Below are 19,667 nucleotides of genomic sequence, written 5' to 3' on the forward strand. Positions count from 1 at the left end.
GGACTGGTTCTTGGGCCCCTTCGACGGGTTCGCCCCATCGCTCGGCTTGGTGGACGGCCCCTGGGAGGCCGAGTGGTCCGAGCCCGCGGCCGATTCACTCTTGCCGCCGTCGCGCGCGGTCTGCTCCGCAGACACGACGCGCCGCCGCTACGCGGCGGAAAGGCGCCGCGCTCCGCGCGGCTGGTCCGCGACTCCGTCGCGGACTGTGGTCAACTCCGTTGACCACAGTCCGGATTGCTCCGCAATCCGGGTGCCGGCCCACTCCGTGGTCCGGCACGTTCGCTGTGGCCGGGTGAGTGTACACGTCTGCACGTCAACTAGGCAGGTAAATCGCATAGTTCAGTGTCTGACGGACAGTCTGTGTCTAGGTTGGAGAGTACCGGATTCCACTGCGTTCCATCCGGTGAGCTGGCTACGGGAGGGGGTCGCGGGCTCGGCTTTCGGGATACGGGGTGGCTGTCGGAGGGGGTGCCGGTCTGAACCGACGATGTCACGGTATCAAGTTCCGGTAGCCTTGTCAGGAAATTGAGAACTTGGAGCACGGTCAAAAACGCCACCCACCCCCGCAGGGAGCAGAGCCGACGGTTGGCCGGCTCCCGACGCTGAACGAAGTGGCCTGAACCCTATGGGAGTTGTCGTGACGCACAGCGAGATGGTGTTGGCGGGCGGTCCCCACATGGTGGCGCAGGCCGCGAGGGACAAGTCGGATGAGTGGGCGTGGCTGTTCGATCACCAGCCGGATGTGGTGGAGGCGGTGGCCGAGGCATTCACAGCGAAGCCGGGGTCGCGGCAGAAGTGGTTTCGGGCGCAGGTGCATCTTGCGCCGGGGCTGGGCAAGACGCGGATCGGGTTCATGGTGCGCGAGCGGGTCGCGGCACAGGGCGGGATGCTGTTCGCGGTGCCCACGCGCGGTCTTCTGGAGCAGACGTACAAGGCGTTGCGGGAGTACGGGTGGCGGGGGCCGGTGGTGGCGGTCTACTCGCCTCGGGATGCCGCGTTGGCGGGGCGGGAGGGCGAGGGGGTGCGGGTGACGACCAGCTCTCGTGAGCTGGCCGTGCTGGTGCACCGGTTTCGGGCGGCCGGGGTGCCGTACACGGTGCTGACGACCTACGCGAGCGTGGAAGCGGTCATCGCGGCGCACCGGCTGCAGGCCGAGCGGGACGGGGTGGAGCCGCTTCCGGCTTGGGATGTGCTGGTGAAGGACGAGGCGCACCATACGGAGTCCTCGGCGGTGTGGGGGCGGATCAATTCGCAGCGGTTGGTGCCGGCGGTGCGCAGGCTGGCGATGACCGCGACGCCGCGGCTGATGGGGCTGGTGAAGCGGGATAAGCGGGGTCGGATCGTGGTGACTGCGGGGGTGCGGATGTCGGAGAAGATCCACGGTCCGGTGGTGTACCGGATGGGGCTCAGTGAGGCGCAGCGGCGGGGGAAGCTGGCCAGGTCCCGGGTGGTGGTCGCGGAGGTGAACGAGGAGCGGCTGCGGGTCATGGTGGACCGTCTGGGGAGGGGGGAGGCGGGAGTTCAGGCGGAGTTGATGGCGTCGGCGTCGGGGGCGGTGCTGCGGGCGGCGGGGCGGTACGGGTGTCGGCGGATGCTGGCGTATCACCGCACGGTGGCGGGGGCGGTGGCGGCCGCGGGGTCGATGGCCGAGCAGTCCCGGCTGTTGCATGAGCAGGGCACGAGTGCGCCTTTGCGGGTGTTCGCGGTCGCCCTGCACGAGGACACCCCGGCCAAGGAGCGGGAGGCGGCCCTTGATGCTCTGCGGGCGGGGAGCGACCTGGATGGCAACGAGGTCGACTTGGTCGTGGTGTGCTCGGTTCGTGTGCTGAACGAGGGGATCGACGTCCCGCGCGTGGACGGAGTTGCCCTGATCGAGCCGCGGACGCAGCCGCACGAGCTGCTGCAGATCGCCGGGCGGGCGCTGCGGTTCGACCGGGCCAATCCCGAGAAGATCGCGAACATCATCGTGCCGGTGATTCACCTCGAAGGCCCCGCAGCCGAGGGCGATGATGCGGAGATCGGGGAGTCGTCGGACTGGGATCCGGTCACCAACATGCTGCGGGCGGTGGAGTCCTACGAGCCCGACGGCGGTCCCCAGGCGTTCCTTGAGGGGTCCACCAGCCGTACCTGTCCGGTGATCGGGGGTGAGGAGCAGCGCGAGCGCCAGGAGCGGCGGGCGAGGGAGCTTGCGGACATGCTGGTGCTCACCCGGGAGCGGTCGTCGCGGGCGGTGGTGGACTGGCTGCGGTTCACCGTGGTCAACGACCCAGTGGCCGGGGACCTGTTGAAGGTCATGGAAGCCGCCGCCGCGTTCCGGCAGGAGCATCAGCACCTGCGGGTGCCTGCCGACTGGGAGGAGGACGGACTGCTGCTGGCCGTCGAGCTCGACAAGCTGCGGCGCCGTGCTCGGCGGGACCGCGAAGACCTGGCCCAGCTCACCGCGCAGAAGGGCGGCGATGCCTCGGCGGCGCGGGAGGAATGGCTGCGGCGCGGGCCGCGGATCCACCCCGACGACCTCGACCGCCTCGCCGGTATGGGGTTCGAGTGGGACCCTCGGGCGGACGGACGGGCCCTGCTGCTGGCCGCCGCCCGCGCCTACACCACCGCCCACGGACACCTGCTGCCCGGCAGGGACGAGACCATCGACCTCGGCGGCGAGAGAGTCCCGATCGGAGCGATGCTCACCGAACTGCGCCGCCCCCACACCACCGATACCGAACTGGACGCGATCGGTGAGTGGCGGCTGCCACCCGAAGCGGTCTGGACCGCGGTCTGGCACCGCCAGCTCGTACGACTGCGCCTGTTTCGGGCAGAGGGCGGCCGACGGGCCGAACTCCTTGCCGGGCCACGGGAGTTCCGCGGCAACGACCTCGGGAAATGGCTGCGCACCCAGCACGTGCGGTGGAAGGACCTGGCCGAGGCGCAGCGAGCGGCGCTCAAGGACCTGCGTATGGGGCCCGCCGCCGGCGACTTGCGCCTGAACGCGGCGGGTGTGCCCCAGGCACGGCGCAGCCGCAGTGAGCGGGCCATGGAACTCGTCCTCGCCGCCCGGCAGCACCTCGCCGAGACCGGGCCCCTCGTCGACGAGGCGGGCAGGATCATCGTCGCCGACTCCTACCGGCCCGTCATCGCCGGACGCGAGGTCCAGCTCCGCAAGCGCCTCTACCCGGTACGCGACAGCTTCAACGACTACCCACCCGAACTGCAGGCCCTCTTCCACGGACTCGGACTCCCCTGGGCAGACAAACCACACCAGCCACAGGACACGATGGATACATGAAACGCCCACCGTGTCCCGGCGCCGGGTGAGGCGGGGCGGGGGTCAGGTTACTGATGGAGCTACCCGGCGCCGCGTCGAAGCCGTGCTCCGAAGTCGGTGCCGGTCTGGATCAGCGTGCAGCTTCCAGGTCACCGAGGGCGAACGCGGCAGCAAGAACGCCCAGTGAATCTGTCCCCGAACGTGCGGGCCGGTCAGTTCAGCAGGGCAGCTGTGAACGTCTCGCGGCGGTCTGCCAGCCAGGTCTGCATGCGGTCCCAGCGTTCCCATCCACCACGCTCGGCCAGCGCCTGGAGATAGACGGGGTCGCCGTTGGCCACGCGACGGGCGACGAACGCCCGGCAGACCTCCGTGGCCTGCTCGATGACGGTCGGCAGATCGGCGCGGTCTCGCGGCGAAAGGCCGTAGTTGTCGGCAAGAATCCGCAGCCGCTCGGGCGCATCCAGTCCCGAAGGGTAGAGGGCGGCGGCGGATGCGGGATCGACCATGGGCACCCAGTAGCGGGCGGTCATGGCGACGTCCCAAAGGGGACGGCCCGGAGCCGCCAGGTCGAAATCGATCAGGGCAGCGGCACGACCGTCGCGGAAGACGACGTTCTCCGGGCACACGTCGTTGTGACACAGCATCGTTCCCCCCTCCGGGGTCGGCAGGTTGGCTTGGACGTCGTTCTCCGGCCCCACCGTGACGGTCAGACCTGGGCCCGGTTTGTGAAGGTCCATGACGGCTTGGGACGGCCCCACTTGGGGATCGATGCAGATCGGCACCGTCAGGTAGTGGGACCAGCGGAAGCCGACATGGTGGGGCCGCTGAACAACGTCATAGCCAGGCTAGGTCCCCGGGCCACCCGGCACAGGTGTCGACCGTGATGGCGCTGCTCGCCTCATGCAGGCGCCGCAGCAGGCTCCCCACCGATTCCAGGGCGGTCTTCGTCATCGCCCAGTCCTCGAAGGGTGGCAGAGCCACGTCGCCGGGGATGAAGGTCAGCTGCTCACAGCCATCCGCGGTGAGACCAACAGGGGCCGGCGCCTCGTCGAAGCCGTGCTCCTTCAGTGCAAGGAAATAGGCATGCAGGGCGGCCGCGTTGCGCGGCGCCGGGCGCTCAACCAACGCACCCCGGCGAAAGACCGCCCCAGCGTTCACCATGCCGCCGACCAGTGCTTCGCCCTCAGCCGTCATGACGATCACGCTACTGCCAGATCGACCAGGCGCGTGCCGGTCCTCAAACTCGGCGCGAACAAGCGCCCGACGCCGCTCGCAAAGACCGGGGACGCCCAAGCCATGCCTGTTCAAGGACACGGTCCAGGGGACCCCGGGGACGCCCAACCTATCCACCCGACCCGCTTCCACCGGCACGAACACACAGGGCTTCATGCAGACCACGGCAGAAGTCACCCAATAGAGCTGGCCCCTATTCTTGTTGCCGATCATGACCCTGCGATGGTGTCCACCGCTTTCACGAACGAAGCAAGGCAGTCCCCATTCTCATTGCCTAATTGGTCCCCTCAGATCCTGCCGAAAACACGAGCCGTGATGCTCTCGCCGGAGCGGATGGAGCAGCTGTCCGCGATCCGGGTGCGCTGGGCGTGAATTTATCAATGGGCTCTCCATTCCGTGACATCCGTCACCGAACATGTGACGGGTTCTCGTAACTTCCCTTCCATTGTTTGCTTTTGAATACACGTCAGGGCGAGTCCGGACTCTGTCCGGGTGCCGGACGCACCGCCGGGAACCAATGTCCGGACAGTGTCCGCGCTGGTGACGGCACATTTGGGCAGGCCACGAGCGTTGGGCCCCGGGCAGAGTGTCCGGACACTCTGCCCACGTGTCCGGGCAGGTCACGTGGGGTCGCATCCGGCTGTCCGAGCATCGGCAGACAGACTGTCCGGACACTGTCCGGACAGCTCCCTAGAGCTGTCCGGAAATTGCATAAGGAAATCTGTCTTCGCGTATTCGGTATTCGATGAGCGATGAGATTTCTGCTCCGGCCCGCTGGTTCGTAGGCGTGGATAGACTCGCTCACATCCGGCGTCGGTCAACCTTCCTTTCTTCCTGCTTACTCCAGGGGGCATCCAATGAACTTCTTCCACTCCGTATGGGCGTACGTCGAGAAGGCCCGTCATGAAGCGCGCCGCAAGCAACAGATGATGTTGACTCAATTCGTGAAAGGACTGTCTTACGGGGCTGGAACGGGTGTTGCAAGCCTGGCGATGTGGTGGCTGCAAAGCCACCACGGTGGCTGACCACCGGCCAAGGCGCAGCCAGCCGTTGCCAACACGGTCTGTTCCCGATTTTCGTCCCGGCAAGTCGGCGACCACTGCGGCGTGCAGCGGTGTCCAGCCGCCACACGCCCTCTTCCGGGCTGGGCAGTCTCTTCTTGCCCAGCCCGGAAGAGGGGGGAGGGCGGAAGCCCGGGCGGCCACGCTTCCGTACCATGCGGCGCCCCCACCATGAGCTCCGTGGCCTCAACACTGCCCGTTGACAGCAGGACTTGCCTCGGGGTGCTGTGGTTTCCGGGAGGGTGGGGGGATGGTTCCTGGGGTGTTCCGTCTGTCTCCTGTGCGTGGGGAGACGACGTTGTCGTTTCTTTGCCGGATCGCTGACCGGTACGGGCTGGAGGAGAAGGCGCTGTTGGCCTGTTGGCAGTGGCGCGGTCACCGGCCCCGGCATGACGGTGGCGGCCTGCGGGCGGATGCGGAGGTGCTGCTGGATGCGGCGGGCAGGCGTGCGCTGGTGGGGTTGTCCGGGGTCGGGGAAGAGACGCTGGCGCGGGCGCTGCCGTCCTGGGGGCAGGAGGACTCCAAACTCACAGCGGTGGAAGAGGGTGTTGCGCGGGGGCTGTGGCGGGTCGGGGGCGCGGTGGTGGGGCCGGTGGCGTTCGGATGCCGGTTGTGTGCGGCGCGGCGTACCGGGGCCGCGGTGCGTGTGGTGCGGTACGCGCAGCGGTGGGAGCGGGTGTGTGTACGGCACGGGCGGTGGGCTCTGGACGCGGACGCCGATCAGCCTCTCGAGCACCTGGATCTGCGCGGGATGCCGGAGATGGCCGCGGCGCAGCGGCGGTGGTCCGGGGTGGCCCGGCGCGCGGCGCGGAAGGGGGTTGATGCGGGTGAGGTGTTCGGTCTGGCATATGCGGTGGTGGCCCGGTGGTGGGAGGGGGCGTACGGGTGGGAGCGGGAGGAGATCTGGCCGCGTCGCCTGCACTGGGTCGCGGGCGGCAACGCTGGGGGTGATCTGGAGCGTTGGCGGGTGGTGGGGCGGGATGCGGTCATCTTCCCCGAGGTGGTGGCGGTCGCGGATGCCTTGCTGGATCCGGTCATGGCGCAGCTGGTGTGGGCCGACAGCGGCGGTGAGCGTCCGCGGGCATTGCCCGCGGATGGGCAGTTTTGCCGTCGGCTCGGCGAGCGGCTGGGAAGGGACTGGCTGGGGCCGCTGATCGCAGTCGACTACGGGGGTCCGCTGATCGCGTGGATGGGGACCGTTATCCGCCTGCGTCGCCATCCCGGGGGACGGCCCGGGCCGTATGCGCGGTTCGACGAGAACCTGTGGTGGGTGCGGCAGGAACACCAGCCATCGACGATGGCCGCCGGACTGCGAGTCTTGTCCAGAGAGAAGAAGGCGCCCGGCTCCGGGACGAACTGGCGCGCTGTGGTGCCTGCGGAGCAGCGCTTCCTGATCACCAACCTCCTTGGGGAGGCCGAGGAGCAGCTGCAGCAATTACACGGCGCCCAGGTCGGCACCACCGCCGAGGTGACCCGGTCCATGCTGGAGGGTCTGAGCCGTGGGAGCGATCTGCTCGACCAGGTGCTGCTGCGAGTCATGGTGGCGGCCGTGAACGCCGGGGTGGGACTGGAGGAGGTAGCCCGATGGGCGCGGCTGACCTTGGATGAGGCGGCGGAGGTCCTCGGGCCGTACCGGGGCGCACACGACCAGTACCGGTAGAGGGAGCGGATGCTGCTGGTCGTTGAGAGCTCGGCCGTGGTGCGGGCAGACCTCGCCGTCGCGTGGCACCAGGCTGTATCGCGTCGCGTGGTGGCGTGGGGCCAGAACGCGGGGAACGCGCCCGGCGCGGGCCGGTACGGACCGTACGGGAAGTGGCGCCGCGCGGTTCGCACTTCCGCTGAGAATCACCTTTTTGAGTGGGACGGGCGGTGTTCGCGGGTTGTGCGTGGCCGGTACGCCCTTGGCTGTCCGGCGTGAAGGGTGCGGAGTTACGTGTGGTGCCCGGTGTGCTGCTGAGGAGGGGTTCGGGCGTGGAGGTCGCTTTCAGCAGTCCTGCTGGACAGGTGACGCAGCTGTCGTGGGAGCAGGCAGTGGCATCGGTGCGGTTCGAGGAGCTGGGGCCGGTGTCGGCGTTCCCGGTGGTGCCGGGGCGTCGGTGGGGTCCGGGCTGGTGGTGGTCGGCGAGTACCGGGCGGCATGTGGTGCACGGGTCGGCCGCGATGCGCACGCAGCTGATGCTGCTGGACCGGGAACCGGCGGTGGCTGGCCTGGCGGGGCGGCCTGTTCGGTTCGTGTGGCGGGACGAGCCCGGCGGTCGGGTCCGCTCGTGGGTACCGCAGTTGTTCGCCCGGTACGTCGACGGCACCGGGCTGTTCGCCGACTGCCCCTCGAGCCGGACCACTGGCGGGGCGGAGGCGCAGCGGGCGGGAATGGTGATGGGAGCGGCGTGTGCGCAGGTGGGGTGGGCGTACCGGCGGCTGGAGCCGCCGTCCGTGATGGTGGCGGCGAATCTGCGGTGGCTGGCCGGCTACCGGCATCCCCGGTACCGGGGCACGTCCGGGCTGCAGGCTGCGGTGGCCGAGGCGTTCGCCGTGTCGCGGCCGCTGTTCGACGGGGCGGCGTCGGTGGGTGATCCGCTGCAGGTCTTGCCCGTCGTCTACCACGCGTTGTGGTCGGGCCAGTTGGTGGCGGGGCTCGATGAGCCGCTGCATGGCGGATCGCTGGTCTGGGTGCCTGCCGACGGTGGCCCGGTGCGTGGATGGGGAATCGACATGCTGGGTGGGGAGTGAGCGCGGTGGGTGGCAGCAAGGAGACGGGGCGGCGTCCGGTGGTGGAGATCGGGGCGCACGTCATCTACCAGGGGCAGACGTTTCAGGTTGCCGCTGTGCAGGGGCAACAGGTCTATCTGCTGTGTGAGGACGGCACGGATACGGCCATGCTGCTGGGCCAGTTGTTCGCTGATCCGGGCTTTGAGGTGGTGGGCGCGCGGGCACCGGACGCGGTGCCGCAGTGGGGGCTGTTCGAGACAGTGCCGACGGCGGCGCAGCAGCGGGCGTTGGCGTGGCTGCCGCACATTCGGGAGGTGGAGACCGGGTGGCCGCACCCTGGTGGTGGCCGCGAGGGGCAGACGATGCGGGAGGAGTACGACCCTGAGCGGTGGACGCTGGCGCAGCGGGAGGCGGCCAAGGCGAAGGAGATGACGGCGCTCGGCTTTACGCGGGTGACGCATTTGACGGTGCAGAAGATGCGGCTGGCGTACCGCAAGCAGGGGCTGTGGGGTCTGGTCGACAAACGCACAGTCCCGGCGCGTGGCCGTCGGCCGACGGGTTACGCAGACGAGCGGGTTGTGGCGGCGATGCTGGAGGGGCTGCGCCGGCAGCGGGGCCGGTCGAAGGGGACGGTGAAGGGGCTGCAGGTACTGGTCGGGCAGATCCTGGAGGAGACGCACGGGCGCGGGGTGGTGGAGATGCCGTCACGGTCGTCGTTCTACCGGCTGGTGAGCGTGCTGGCCGATCCGGCCGATCGGCTGGGATACGGTGCGCGGACCGCTACCGCGCCGGGGCGGGGGCCTGCGACGCCGGTGGTACTGCGGCCCGGGGAGCAAGTGCAGATCGACACCACCCGCCTGGACATCATGGCAGTGCTGGAAGACGGCAGCCTGGGACGCCCTGAGCTTTCGATCGCGGTGGACGTGGCGACGCGGTCGATCCTGGCGGCGGTGCTGCGCCCGCACGGCACGAAGGCCGTGGACGCGGCGCTGCTGCTGGCCGAGATGGCGGTTCCCCACCCGGCCCGGCCTACCTGGCCTGCTGCGCTGCATCTGTCGCGGGCGCAGGTGCCGTATGCGCGGATGCTGTCGCTGGATGCGCGACTGGAAGGGGCGGCGGCCCGGCCGGTGATCGTGCCGGAGACGATCGTCGTGGACCGCGGGAAAATCTACGTCTCGGAAAGCTTCGTCGCCGCGTGCGAGGTGCTGGGAGTGAGCGTGCAGCCGGCCCCGCCGCGGCGGCCCCAGGCCAAAGGGGTGGTGGAGCGGACCTTCGGGTCGATCAACGACCTGTTCTGCCAGCATGTCGCCGGCCACACCGGCTCCAACCCTCTCCTGCGGGGCAAGAACACGGAGGCGGAGGCGTGTTGGACGATTCCGCAGCTGCAGGACTTCCTCGATGAGTGGATCGTCTGCTGGCAGAACCGGCCCCACGATGGCCTGCGTCACCCGGTGTTGCCGAAGACGTCGCTCACCCCGAACGAGATGTGGGCCGCGCTGATCGCCCTGTGCGGGTACGTGCCCGTGCCGCTGAGCGGAGCCGACTGGCTGGAGCTGCTGCCGGTGCGCTGGCAGCCCATCACCGAACGCGGCATCCGCATCGATTACCGCACCTACAACCACCAGGTCCTGGATTCCTGCCGCGGTAAGCGTTCCGACGTCGTGGCCAGGGACGGCAGATGGGAGGTCCACCACAACCCGCATGATGCCCGCCAGATCTGGGTGCGCCTGAGTGACGGGAAGCTCCACGAGATCCCGTGGATCCACCGCGACCACGTCCATCAGCCCTTCAACGACCAGACGTGGCGCCACGTCCAAGGCGAAGTCGCCCGGCACGGCGAACGGGAGCAGCACGAAGCCGACCTCGCCGACGCCCTCGACCAACTCCTGCGCCGCACGCGCGCCACCGCGGGGAAGCCGCCGAAGCGACGGGGCCGCAAGAGCCCCATCACCGCACCCGGCAGCACGGCCGTGCTCGAAGGCCTGGCCGTCGGCCTGCCAGCACCGCGGTGGCCCTCTGATCCGGAGAGCGGCCAGGCCACCGGGGGCGAACCTGCGGTTGACACAGGTCAGGACACGGCAGCAGGCCCGGCCGAGACCGTGGATACCGCGCAGACGGGGCCGGTGCCGGACGGGGAATGGGGCGAGAGTCTGGACGACCTCGCCGCCACCGGTACGACGGACAGGACCGATGGACCAGAGGAAGCGGACACGGACGCATCGGCGGCTGATGCCCTTGCCGGCGGATACGGGCTGTGGAATGCCGAAGCGGAGGCCGAACAGTGGTAAGCGGCCCGTCGGGCACGGGAAAGGCATGGAGGAACAGCACCGCTTCAACCGCACATCAACCGGCGGACTCTTCGGTGAGCACCGAGGACGTCGTGGGCAGCGACGGACAGGCGCAGCCCGGAGCGGTGACGGTGTGGGACGGGTTCGCCCGGTTCGCCACCACGCCCGTGACCGCGCCTCCCGCGCCCGGGGCACCCCCGCGCAGCCTGGCCGAACGCCTGGCCTACCACTCGCAGTTCGTCACCGTACGCACACCCGCGATCGACGCGCTCGCCAAGCAGGTGCGCACCTTGATGGTTCTGGGCCGCCACCAGCAGGTCACCGCACGTCCGTCCCTGATCGTCACCGGTCCGGCCGGGGCCGGGAAGACCACGGCTCTGCTCGAGGTCGGGCGTGTCTGCCACCTGGCACACACCCGTCGCCATGGCCAGGCGGCGGCCGGGCAGGTCCCGGTCGCCTACGTGCTGGTGCCGCCCGCTGCCAGCGCCAAGACCCTCGCCCTGGAATTCGCCCGCTACCTCGGCATCCCCACCACCGGACGTATGTCCCAGGCCGGAATCGTCAACAGCGTCTGCCACGCCTATGCCGCGGCCGGGGTACGGCTGGTAATGATCGACGAGATCCACCGGCTCAACCCCCACACCACCACCGGTGCCCAGAGCGCCGACCTGATCAAAGACCTCACCGAGCGGATCGGTGCGACGTTCGTGTACGCGGGCATCGACGTGGCTGCCACGCCGTTGTTCACGGGGGTGCGCGGGGAGCAACTCGCCGCACGCGCCAGCCTCGTCGACTGCGACCCCTTCCCCGCCCGCGACGGTACGCACGAACCGTTCAAGGACCTGGTACGGGCGCTGGAGAACGCCCTCGACCTCCGTCATCACCGGGCCGGGAGCCTGGTGCGGCTCGCGCCGTACCTGCACGCCCGCACCGCCGGCCGGATCGGATCCCTGTCCCGGCTGATCAAACAGGCGGCCCTGACCGCGCTGGCCGACGGCACCGAACGCATCACCAAAACCACCCTCGACGCCGTCCGTCTGGACCACCTCGCCGAACAGCACTACCGGCCCCGCACCCGCACCAGGAACAGCACCCGGTGAGCCAGACCGCTCTCGCGGCTCCTGCGGCTGCCGCGTCCGACACCGAGCGGGGCGGCGCGCTCATCGTCGAGGCATGGACGCAGACCCCGCCCCCGGCAGCGGGCGCATTCCGGGTACGGCCCCTGCCGTACGAAGCGACCGCCTCCTACCTGGAACGCCTCGCCCACGCCTACTGGCTGACACTGCCCCAGCTCCTCGACGGCACCGGCATCGCCCTCCACGGCCACGGCACCACGCCTACAGCCACACTGGTCCTCTCCCCCACCGCCGCAAGCCGAGTGGCTGAAGTGGCCCGTCTCCGACCGGACACCCTCGCACGCGCCCTGCCCGGCCTGACCCAGGACGGCGCAAAGGCAAGCGGCCCGGCCACCGCGCGCTGGAGACCCGTCGAGCGCCGACAGCAAGCCGTACGAGCGTGCACGATATGCGTCCGCCACCACAGCCACGGCGCCACCGACACCGCACGGATAGTGCGGCCGTGGCACCAACTGGTCTGCCCACGCCACCAGCAAGCCGCCCCCGACCCGCGACTCGACACACCCGTGCGCACCAAGGCTCTGCCCGAACTCACCACGGCCCACCATGGCCACCAGCTCCTGGTCCGGCATCCCCGCAGTCCGAGTGCCTGGATGACGGCACGCGCGATCACCACCCGCTGGTACGACCACCAACAACACCTGACCGGCCGGTGGCAGCGACGCCTGAATCAACTCGTCGTGGTCAACGCGCACTTGGGCCGCGCAGGAAACGCTTCAGCAGTGCTCCTGGCCCGCGACCTCGTCATCTATCCAGAAACCGTCGCCCTCGCCCGCACCCTGGCACCCCTCCCCCACCAGAGCCGAACACGCTCCACCCGCGACATCCTCGACGTAATCGCCCACCGGCTCAGACTCAACACCCTGACCCCGACCACCAGCGACCCCTTGGTCGCCTACCTCACACGACCACGCCCCTGACCAGCACAAAACAAGCACCGCACAAAACCCGCGCCCTACAGCCCCTACAGGCGTGCCATCACACCCACAACAAAAACAAGATCAATCCCATAAGACCACGAAACCGCAAGTCAGCACACCGAACAGCCAAACCGAACACCTCCACACGACACCCAAAACGATCAGCCAAAGCCATCCCGCCCCACCCTCAAATTCCCACCACAAACACAAAACACCAGCCCACAACCTCTCAACTACCGCAGAACCAACGCTCCGTCACAGAAGCCTTCGAGATTGTGCAGGTTGGCGTCATCCGCGAGAGCCCGGGCGACGTCGTCGGGGAAGGGCCGGCGCCGTCCGCCTTTGTAACGGCCGGTCGGCAGGGTGACGATGAAGCTGCGGGGCAGCCCGATCCGTTCGGCCTCGCCGGACTCCAGGGCGAAGCGCAGGATGCGCCGGGCGCCGTTGAAGGTGGCTGCCATCGTGCTCCTGGTCACCAGGGTGGGGCCGCCGTCCGGCCCGCGACCCTGGGTGTGGGCGCCGAGGGATTTCAGTCCGTGCTGGGCGCGATATCGCTGGTCGGCGATGAAGTCGGTCATGTGGGCTGCGGTCAGTGCGGTGGGGTCGTGTCCGCCGCCAGGGGCCTGGGCTTCGAGGAACGCGGACAGTTCCACGCATCCGCGCCGATGGGTTTCGAACGTGGTGCGGCTGCGGGGCGGATCGGCGGTCAGCCGGGCGGCGATCGCGTCCCAGACGAGGTCGCGAAGCCACCGCTGCGAGATGAGGGTGAGATCGAAGTGGCTCCTGGTTCCGGGGAAGCGGACCCCGAAGTGGTCGGTCTCGATGAATCCGGCGTCCTTGGTGTCCTCGCGCGTGAAGTAGACCAGCCGGAGGTACTTCAGCATCAGCGACGCGATCGGCTCGGCATGAGCCCGGCAGGCGTCCAGGTCAAGATCGGCCAGTGAGTTAACTCGCTGTTTTCGGCAGTCGTCGGCCACGTACTGAAGCCAGGCGAGAGGCCACTGGCTCGCCTCCTCCGGGCCGTTGCCATGGTGGAACATCGCCCACTGGATCTCGGCCTTGGCCAGGGGCCGCAGGCCGAGAAGGGACACCTTGCCGTTCATCCGGTTGGCCAGGCCCGTCTCCCGGCACCACCGGTCGAAGCTCACCCTGTCCGCGTACTCGACGGGGACGGGCTCACCCCGATCCAGCCACCGAGACCAGTTCGGTGACGGTGTTGCCGCCCCGCCCGGCCTGCCGGCCTTCTGGTAGCGGGTCGAGTGCCGTCGGCAGAGCCTCAAGGGGTTGTCCGCAAGCTCAGGACACGGCTCGACGACACACTGCCCGAAGGCGGGAAACGGCGACTGATCCTGGAGCCAGGTGTCGAAGTCGACCTCGGTTCCGTGCAAACGGCGGTGATAGCCGCAGTACTTGTCCCAGCGGCATGAGTGCACGTAGCACAGCCTGTCCATGGTCCAGGCCGGGACGTCCGGGCAGATCAGACAGGGCGGTGGGGTGAACCACGCCTGCGGCTTCAACGGCTCGGCGGTCCGCTGGAACTCGATGACCGACATGCCCTGCTTGCGCAGAGTAAGCCACTGAAGATCGTGCGTATGGCAGTAGTCGCGATGAGCGGCCAGAGGACGCTCACAAGCAGGGACACCGCAGGCCCATCCATAGACGAGATGCTCGCGAGGCACCACGATCACGTCTTCGCGAAACATCGGATCGACCGTCGGCGATGCCAGCAGCGCGGTCAGCACCTCCAGCCGGTCGGTGGTCGTTCGCGTCGGCATGTCGCCGCTCGGGACCAGCGGCAATAGCTGAAGAGCCGTCATTCTCCCTCCCCCCAAACCGTGTTCAATGCAGCGATGAACTCCGGGGAGTGCTGATCGGGATGCCCGTAGACCTCCTCGACGGTCCGCGCGGATGCCCAGTTCCCGGCGACCTTGGCGACCATCGGGTCGTTGCCCGAAACGTCGAGGACTTTCGAGGTCGTCGTGTGCCGGAAGGCATGGGGCTTGATCCGCCCGGGGAGTTCGGCCCGACGGCCAGCCCGCCGCAGCATCCCGCGAGCCCCGTCCGCCGTCCACGGCTCACCGCGGTTGGGACCTGCCAGCTGGATCAGCAACATCCCGTGCCCGGTGGCGTACTTCCTGTACTCCGTCGTCATGTAGGCGAAGTAGCTGCTGACCATCGCCGGGCTGACCCGGTAGATCTCGCCGCCGCAGATCACGCCGTCGCGCAGCCACCACTCCGGCTTGCTCTTCGCCGCAGCTCGGTTCGGGTTGCCCCACCGATGGCAGACGTGGACATGCGGTTTCGGGGAATCCCCGCAGGCCGCGTTCTCCCGCAGGTGCAGATCGGACAGATGCAGCCCGGTCAGGCCACCGATCCGCAGCGTGGTGTCCGACAGCCAGGTCACCACCATCGCGTCACGGGCGGTGTTCACCACCTCCAGCAGCTCCGGCCGTGCCCCGTCGGGCAGCATCTTGGGATGGCGGCGGCGCGTGCCCTGCTTCGGCGCCAGCGGATTCGCCGACGCCGAGGCCATCGTGTGCCCGAGAAGGGCCCGGTCCCGGTCCTGCTGGGTTGGCAGCCGTCGCACCTCCAGCGCGACCCGCAGGTCGTCGTTCACCCCATGCCTGGCGCACTGGTGCAGATAGAAGCCCTTCAAGCACGCTGCCGCAGTCTGCAGCCCCGACTGGCCGTACGGCTTCTTCGGCGGCGTCCGCCACGGCCGCCCGAACGGCATCGGCACCCTCGCCCCGACCGCCCCCATGTACCGGTGCAAGTCCAGCAGCGTGACCTTCTCCGTGTCCAGTCCCTCGCGCACCCGCCACCGCAGGTGATCGACCAGCGTGTACGCGTAGGTCTTCTGCGTCCCCGAGCCCTCGTACGTCCGCAGGAAGCTGTCCGCCTCCTCGTCCACCGAGCCGTCCGGCCAGACGACCGTGTACGACCAGCCACCGCCAGCCCGCTTCATCGGCTGTACTCGGAGGTCCTCAAGGACCATCACACTTCTCATAAGCTCACCAACCTCGCAAATCCACCTACGCGGCGAAGAGGCTTGCCAAGATTGGTAAACGGGAACGCGACGGGCTTACAAACCCCTCAAACGAGCGAGAACGACACCTGAAGGCCGCTCGGTAAAATCGTCGACGGGATCCGCTACGTCGTGGACACCGGCTGCAAATGGCGTGCTCTCCCTGCCGACTACCCGCCTTGGCGCACGGTTTGGGGCTTTATGGCCCGGTGGGCCGCCCGAGGGATCGTCGGGCAGATCCGCGACGCCCTCGCCGGCCGGATCCGCCGCGAGATGGGCAAAGGCCCCAGGGCTGTGGCCACCATCATCGACTCTCAGTCGGTCAAGGCCGCCGAGACCGTCAGCCGGGCGACCCGCGGCTACGACCCCGGCAAGAAGATCAACGGCAGGAAACGGCACCTGGTGGTGGACACCCGGGGGCTGCCGCTGCTGGTCATGGTCACCCCCGCTGATCTGCACGACTCCGCCGCGGCGAAGGAAGTCCTCTTCCGGCTCCGGCTGATGCACCCGGAAATCACCATCGTCTGGGCCGACTCCGCATACGCCGGGAAGCTCGTCGCCTGGGCGAAGAGGCACCTCCGCCTCACCATCAAGACCGTCTCCCGGCCCAAGGACGCCTCCGGCTTCGTGATCCTGCCCCGCCGTTGGGTTGTCGAGAGGTCGCTCGCGTGGATGATGCACGCCCGTCGGCATGCGCGGGACTACGAACGCCTCGTCCAGCACTCCGAGACCCTGATCACCTGGGCCGCGATCACCCTCATGACCCGTCGTCTGACCCGCACCGGACCACGGATCTCCTGGACGAAGAAGGCGGCGCCCGCCGTCTGAGTCAGCGGCGGAGGACGCTGACCACTCGGTCCCTGCCCAGGACGGGGGCGTCCTCGCAGCCGGCGGGGGTGACGAGGTAGGGGCCGACCCACTTGCGGGAGTAGCCCGTCGGGTCGATCGGGCTGCTGTCCGCCCTGCGACAGGTGCGACAGGACGGACAGCACAAGGCGGCGCGCTACCCCTTCAGCCCATCGCCAAGGCTCTGATGGAACTCGGCAACCAGATCAGCCGATCTTCGGCCACCCGCGAGGCCGGCGAATGCCGGTACCAGCGCAACAGAAGACCTCCGCCGCCCTGCTCCGGCCAACGTCCCGTGCAGGCCTCACCGTTGATAGGGCCTCCAGGTCCTGGCCCCGGACTGGACGGGACGTCCGCGAGGCGCTGGAGAAGCAGTTCACCCTCCCGTGACGGGCCGATGTGCGAGCGTGAAGGCTGGTGGATTTGCGAAATTCACTGGCCCCCATCAGGGCGGATCTTCGCCACGTCTGATCAGAAGGTCTTGGGCCAACCGTCGAGCACGGAGAATTCCTTGCTCCGCGTCTTCCACTCGACGAGAGGGCTGCCGTCCATTCGCTGAGCGACGTACCTGTCTCCCCGGTACCAGAGCGCCTCGGAGATCCTCTTCCCGTTGTCAGCGTAGGTTCTCTTGATGATGTCCTTTTCCCAGTGCTCCTCGGTATCGGAGGAAGAGTGGGTGGTCTTCAGGCTGTCCGTGACCGTCGTGCTGATCCCTGCCGAGAACCCCTTGAAGGCGAATCCGGCATCCGCGGTCACGGAGATGCTCGTGGTCCGTTCCACCTGTTCGTAATTCGACGTCGTGAGACCGATGTACGTCTCCTTGATGTGTTCGTGCGTAGATGTGCCAGGGTGCTCGTAGAAGAACACCTGGTCCCAGTACCCGTACCGCTTGATGATCAGGTATGGGTTGTGGGTTGCCTGGTCAGCCGCCGACCCGCCGCCATCCTGGACTGCGAAGGGCACCGCGACCTGCCCGACCAGCACTTCCTGCGTCTGCAGCGGATGCGGCTGGCTGTGGCTGGTGAACCGGATCACGTCGCCAATCCTGTCGACCGGCAGGTCGATCGGCGCGAGGTCGATGATGGACTTGTACTCGTCGACCACCTCGAGCTGCCACAGCTGTGACTGGAGCTCGTTCCCGCCGCTTTGCTTGTAGAACAGATCGACCTCGCTTGCCTTGGTCGACCAGCTCTTCGGCGTGAGCGCCAGCCCCGTTGCCTGGTTGATGATCTGGACATACCCGCCGCCGTTGTCGATGAAGTACCAGAGCTGGTACCGCTGCTGATCGGCGCGGTTGATATGGAACTGATCGAGAGCGCCCGGCTGATCCGACCAGCTCCTCGGCGTGAGCGCCAGCCCCGTGCGCTTGTTCACGATGAGGTAAGTGCCGTTGTCCATGGGGAATATGTGCCAGGTCTGCTTGTCCTTCGTCTCTCCCCCGCCTTGCTTGTCGAACTGGTCCACACCGCTCGGCCCTGTTGACCAGCTCTTCGGCGTGAGCGCCAGCCCCGAACGCTTGTTCGTGATGCGGTAAGTCCTGCCCGGCCCCAACTTCATGCGGCGTCCCCTTCAGACGGAGGAGTCGCTGCGGCTCTCCGCAGCCTCCCGAAGAGGCAGAAATTAGCGACACTTCACGTCGCCAGTCCCGACGTTGGTTCGCGTTGGCCGGAAGCAGCACGCTTCCGGCCGGATACCCCCGGGGCGGCGCCAAGGCGGATCTTTGCTGTAAGGAACCGCCCAGGTGGATGAACCCGCAGCCACCCCAGGAACGGCGAACCGCAACTGCACTGCACCGACCGCATCAAGCAGCTCGGGGCGGACGGCGTCGTTGGCGCTGACAGCCGCAGCTTCGGCGGCGGCAAGCTGATCTACGGCCGAAAGCGGCACCCGGGGACTGTGCGGCAGCCAGGGGTCTGCTCGCCCGGGTCGCCGCGCATCACCGGCTGGCCCTGGTCTGGCCCAACGTCGGCTACCTCGGCGAGTACGGCCTCGCCGCCCTCGTGCTGGCCCTCGCTATCGTCAGGCGCACTGGCGACATGCGCGGCTTCGTCGGGTTCTAGCATCCCGCCCACGGGCGCCAACCCCGCCGAGCGCGCCTACGTCCACTACGGCTTCACCTGCACCGACATGTGGAACACCAAGCTGGCCTTCGGCTAACGGACTACCCCAACTTGCCTAACGTGCCTTAATAGAGTGCATGCCTCTGACCTGCATCAATACCCGATAGCACTAGATAACCTTGGCGTCGGGGTAGGTGCGGCGGTGCGGCCGGACGAACCACTGGTGGCGGTAGATGCGGCCGGCGGTGTCGCGTGCTCCGAGGTCGTCCTCCGGGGCGGGGCGGACGGACTGCCGGAGGGTGATGTAGCGGACCGGCGCGTCGGGCTGCCCGGCACCCGCCCGGCGCAGACGCTTACGCGCGGCGGCATCGGGCCGCACCTCCTCGGCCTGCCAGAGGGAACGCCGCTCGTCGGCGGGCTGGCGGATCAGCAGCAACGTGCCCAGCAAGGTCCGGATCACCCTCAGCTGCATCTCGTGGAGCTCGTCGATGCGCTCGGTGCCCACGCCGTACCGGTCCTTTGCCGGACGGCCGTACTTGTCAACGGTCCACGCGCGCTTGATCTCCTCCCACCCGGTCTCGGTGTTCAGAGGGATCGTCGCGCCGAAACCGAGCGCCAGGTCGCCGGCGAGCGACATGGTGATCTGGCGGGCCCAGGTGGGATCAGCCCGGCTCCCGGCCTCCTCCAGCGTCCGCCGGAAGGGCCCGGCGTCATCCAGCACCAGCACACGTAGCGACGTCCCGGTCCGGCACCACAGCACCGCCCGCGGCCGCCCGAGGGTCGTCGGCCGCGGGCACGGGTCGTCCGACCACACCAGGAACCCCAGCGGGTCCGGCAGATCATCCGCATCGAACGCACACACCGGCAGATCCTTGCCCATGTCGCGCGCCAGCCACGTCATGCGGTCGTTGACGAAGAACTGCTCCGCCCCACGCACGGCCGACTGCATCAGGAAAGGATCGGTGAACCCGCTGACCTGCATTGCCCCCGAACCACGCTGCCCGCGCACCACGTTCTCGTCGGCCCACCCCACCAAGTCCTGCCGGACCTCAGGAACGTCACACGCACGCAGATGAGTCGTCGCCACGAGCGGCACGGTACAGGCCACCCTCCGAGACGCGGCCGGAAGT

The 19,667-nt window shown here is 68.4% G+C and carries 11 protein-coding genes and 3 pseudogenes; 8 read left to right on the forward strand and 6 right to left on the reverse strand.

The window, feature by feature from the left end; genetic code table 11:
- Nucleotides 1–637 precede the first annotated feature (637 nt).
- Nucleotides 638–3,280 carry a DEAD/DEAH box helicase family protein gene (locus ACV530_RS25660; protein ID WP_494334969.1) on the forward strand — a complete coding sequence of 881 codons (2,643 nt, stop codon included), beginning with the start codon at nt 638–640 and terminating at the stop codon, nt 3,278–3,280.
- A 191-nt stretch (nt 3,281–3,471) separates the two neighbouring features.
- On the opposite strand, the pseudogene ACV530_RS25665 reads toward ACV530_RS25660, so the two are convergent.
- A pseudogene (locus ACV530_RS25665) lies at nt 3,472–3,921 on the reverse strand (phosphotransferase); the annotation flags it as partial.
- Between the two features lie 181 nt (nt 3,922–4,102).
- Nucleotides 4,103–4,453, reverse strand: a pseudogene (locus ACV530_RS25670) (aminoglycoside phosphotransferase family protein); the annotation flags it as partial.
- Between the two features lie 896 nt (nt 4,454–5,349).
- Between ACV530_RS25670 and ACV530_RS25675 the strand changes: the two are divergent.
- The 6 genes from ACV530_RS25675 (at nt 5,350) to ACV530_RS25700 (ending at nt 12,606) form a co-directional block, all read left to right on the forward strand.
- Complete coding sequence (locus ACV530_RS25675) at nt 5,350–5,517, forward strand: hypothetical protein (RefSeq protein ID WP_494334970.1); 168 nt, start codon at nt 5,350–5,352, stop codon at nt 5,515–5,517.
- Nucleotides 5,518–5,815: 298 nt separating this feature from the next.
- A complete protein-coding gene (locus tag ACV530_RS25680; protein ID WP_494334971.1) occupies nt 5,816–7,213 on the forward strand; it encodes a DNA-binding protein in 1,398 nt (465 codons plus the stop codon).
- 344 nt (nt 7,214–7,557) lie between these two features.
- Nucleotides 7,558–8,283 (forward strand): TnsA-like heteromeric transposase endonuclease subunit, encoded by a 726-nt coding sequence (locus ACV530_RS25685; RefSeq protein WP_494334972.1) that lies wholly within the window; start codon nt 7,558–7,560, stop codon nt 8,281–8,283.
- Nucleotides 8,253–10,550: a TnsB C-terminal domain-containing protein gene (locus ACV530_RS25690; RefSeq protein ID WP_494334973.1), complete on the forward strand. Its 2,298-nt coding sequence runs from the start codon at nt 8,253–8,255 to the stop codon at nt 10,548–10,550. Before ACV530_RS25685 ends, ACV530_RS25690 begins: the two co-directional genes overlap by 31 nt.
- Nucleotides 10,551–10,675: 125 nt before the next feature.
- Entirely contained in the window at nt 10,676–11,650 is a 975-nt protein-coding gene (locus ACV530_RS25695; protein ID WP_494335073.1) for a TniB family NTP-binding protein, read from the forward strand.
- Nucleotides 11,647–12,606, forward strand: coding sequence for a TniQ family protein (locus ACV530_RS25700; protein ID WP_494334974.1), 960 nt, complete (start codon nt 11,647–11,649; stop codon nt 12,604–12,606). The genes ACV530_RS25695 and ACV530_RS25700 overlap by 4 nt, the downstream gene beginning before the upstream one ends.
- A gap of 233 nt (nt 12,607–12,839) precedes the next feature.
- Here the strand turns inward: ACV530_RS25700 and ACV530_RS25705 are convergent, their stop codons facing one another.
- Together ACV530_RS25705 and ACV530_RS25710 are read right to left on the reverse strand one after the other, a co-directional pair.
- On the reverse strand, nt 12,840–14,423 hold the full coding sequence (locus ACV530_RS25705) for a site-specific integrase (protein ID WP_494334975.1): 1,584 nt from the start codon (nt 14,421–14,423) through the stop codon (nt 12,840–12,842).
- A complete protein-coding gene (locus tag ACV530_RS25710; protein ID WP_494334976.1) occupies nt 14,420–15,571 on the reverse strand; it encodes a tyrosine-type recombinase/integrase in 1,152 nt (383 codons plus the stop codon). The genes ACV530_RS25705 and ACV530_RS25710 overlap by 4 nt, the downstream gene beginning before the upstream one ends.
- 156 nt (nt 15,572–15,727) lie before the next feature.
- On the opposite strand from ACV530_RS25710, the pseudogene ACV530_RS25715 reads away from it, so the two are divergent.
- A pseudogene (locus tag ACV530_RS25715) lies at nt 15,728–16,441 on the forward strand (IS5 family transposase); the annotation flags it as partial.
- A gap of 507 nt (nt 16,442–16,948) precedes the next feature.
- On the opposite strand, the gene ACV530_RS25720 reads toward ACV530_RS25715, so the two are convergent.
- Nucleotides 16,949–18,034, reverse strand: coding sequence for an RICIN domain-containing protein (locus ACV530_RS25720; RefSeq protein ID WP_494334977.1), 1,086 nt, complete (start codon nt 18,032–18,034; stop codon nt 16,949–16,951).
- 672 nt (nt 18,035–18,706) lie between these two features.
- Nucleotides 18,707–19,624 carry a hypothetical protein gene (locus tag ACV530_RS25725; protein ID WP_494334978.1) on the reverse strand — a complete coding sequence of 306 codons (918 nt, stop codon included), beginning with the start codon at nt 19,622–19,624 and terminating at the stop codon, nt 18,707–18,709.
- Nucleotides 19,625–19,667: the final 43 nt, after the last annotated feature.

This window comes from Streptomyces sp. SX-6, assembly GCF_059089585.1.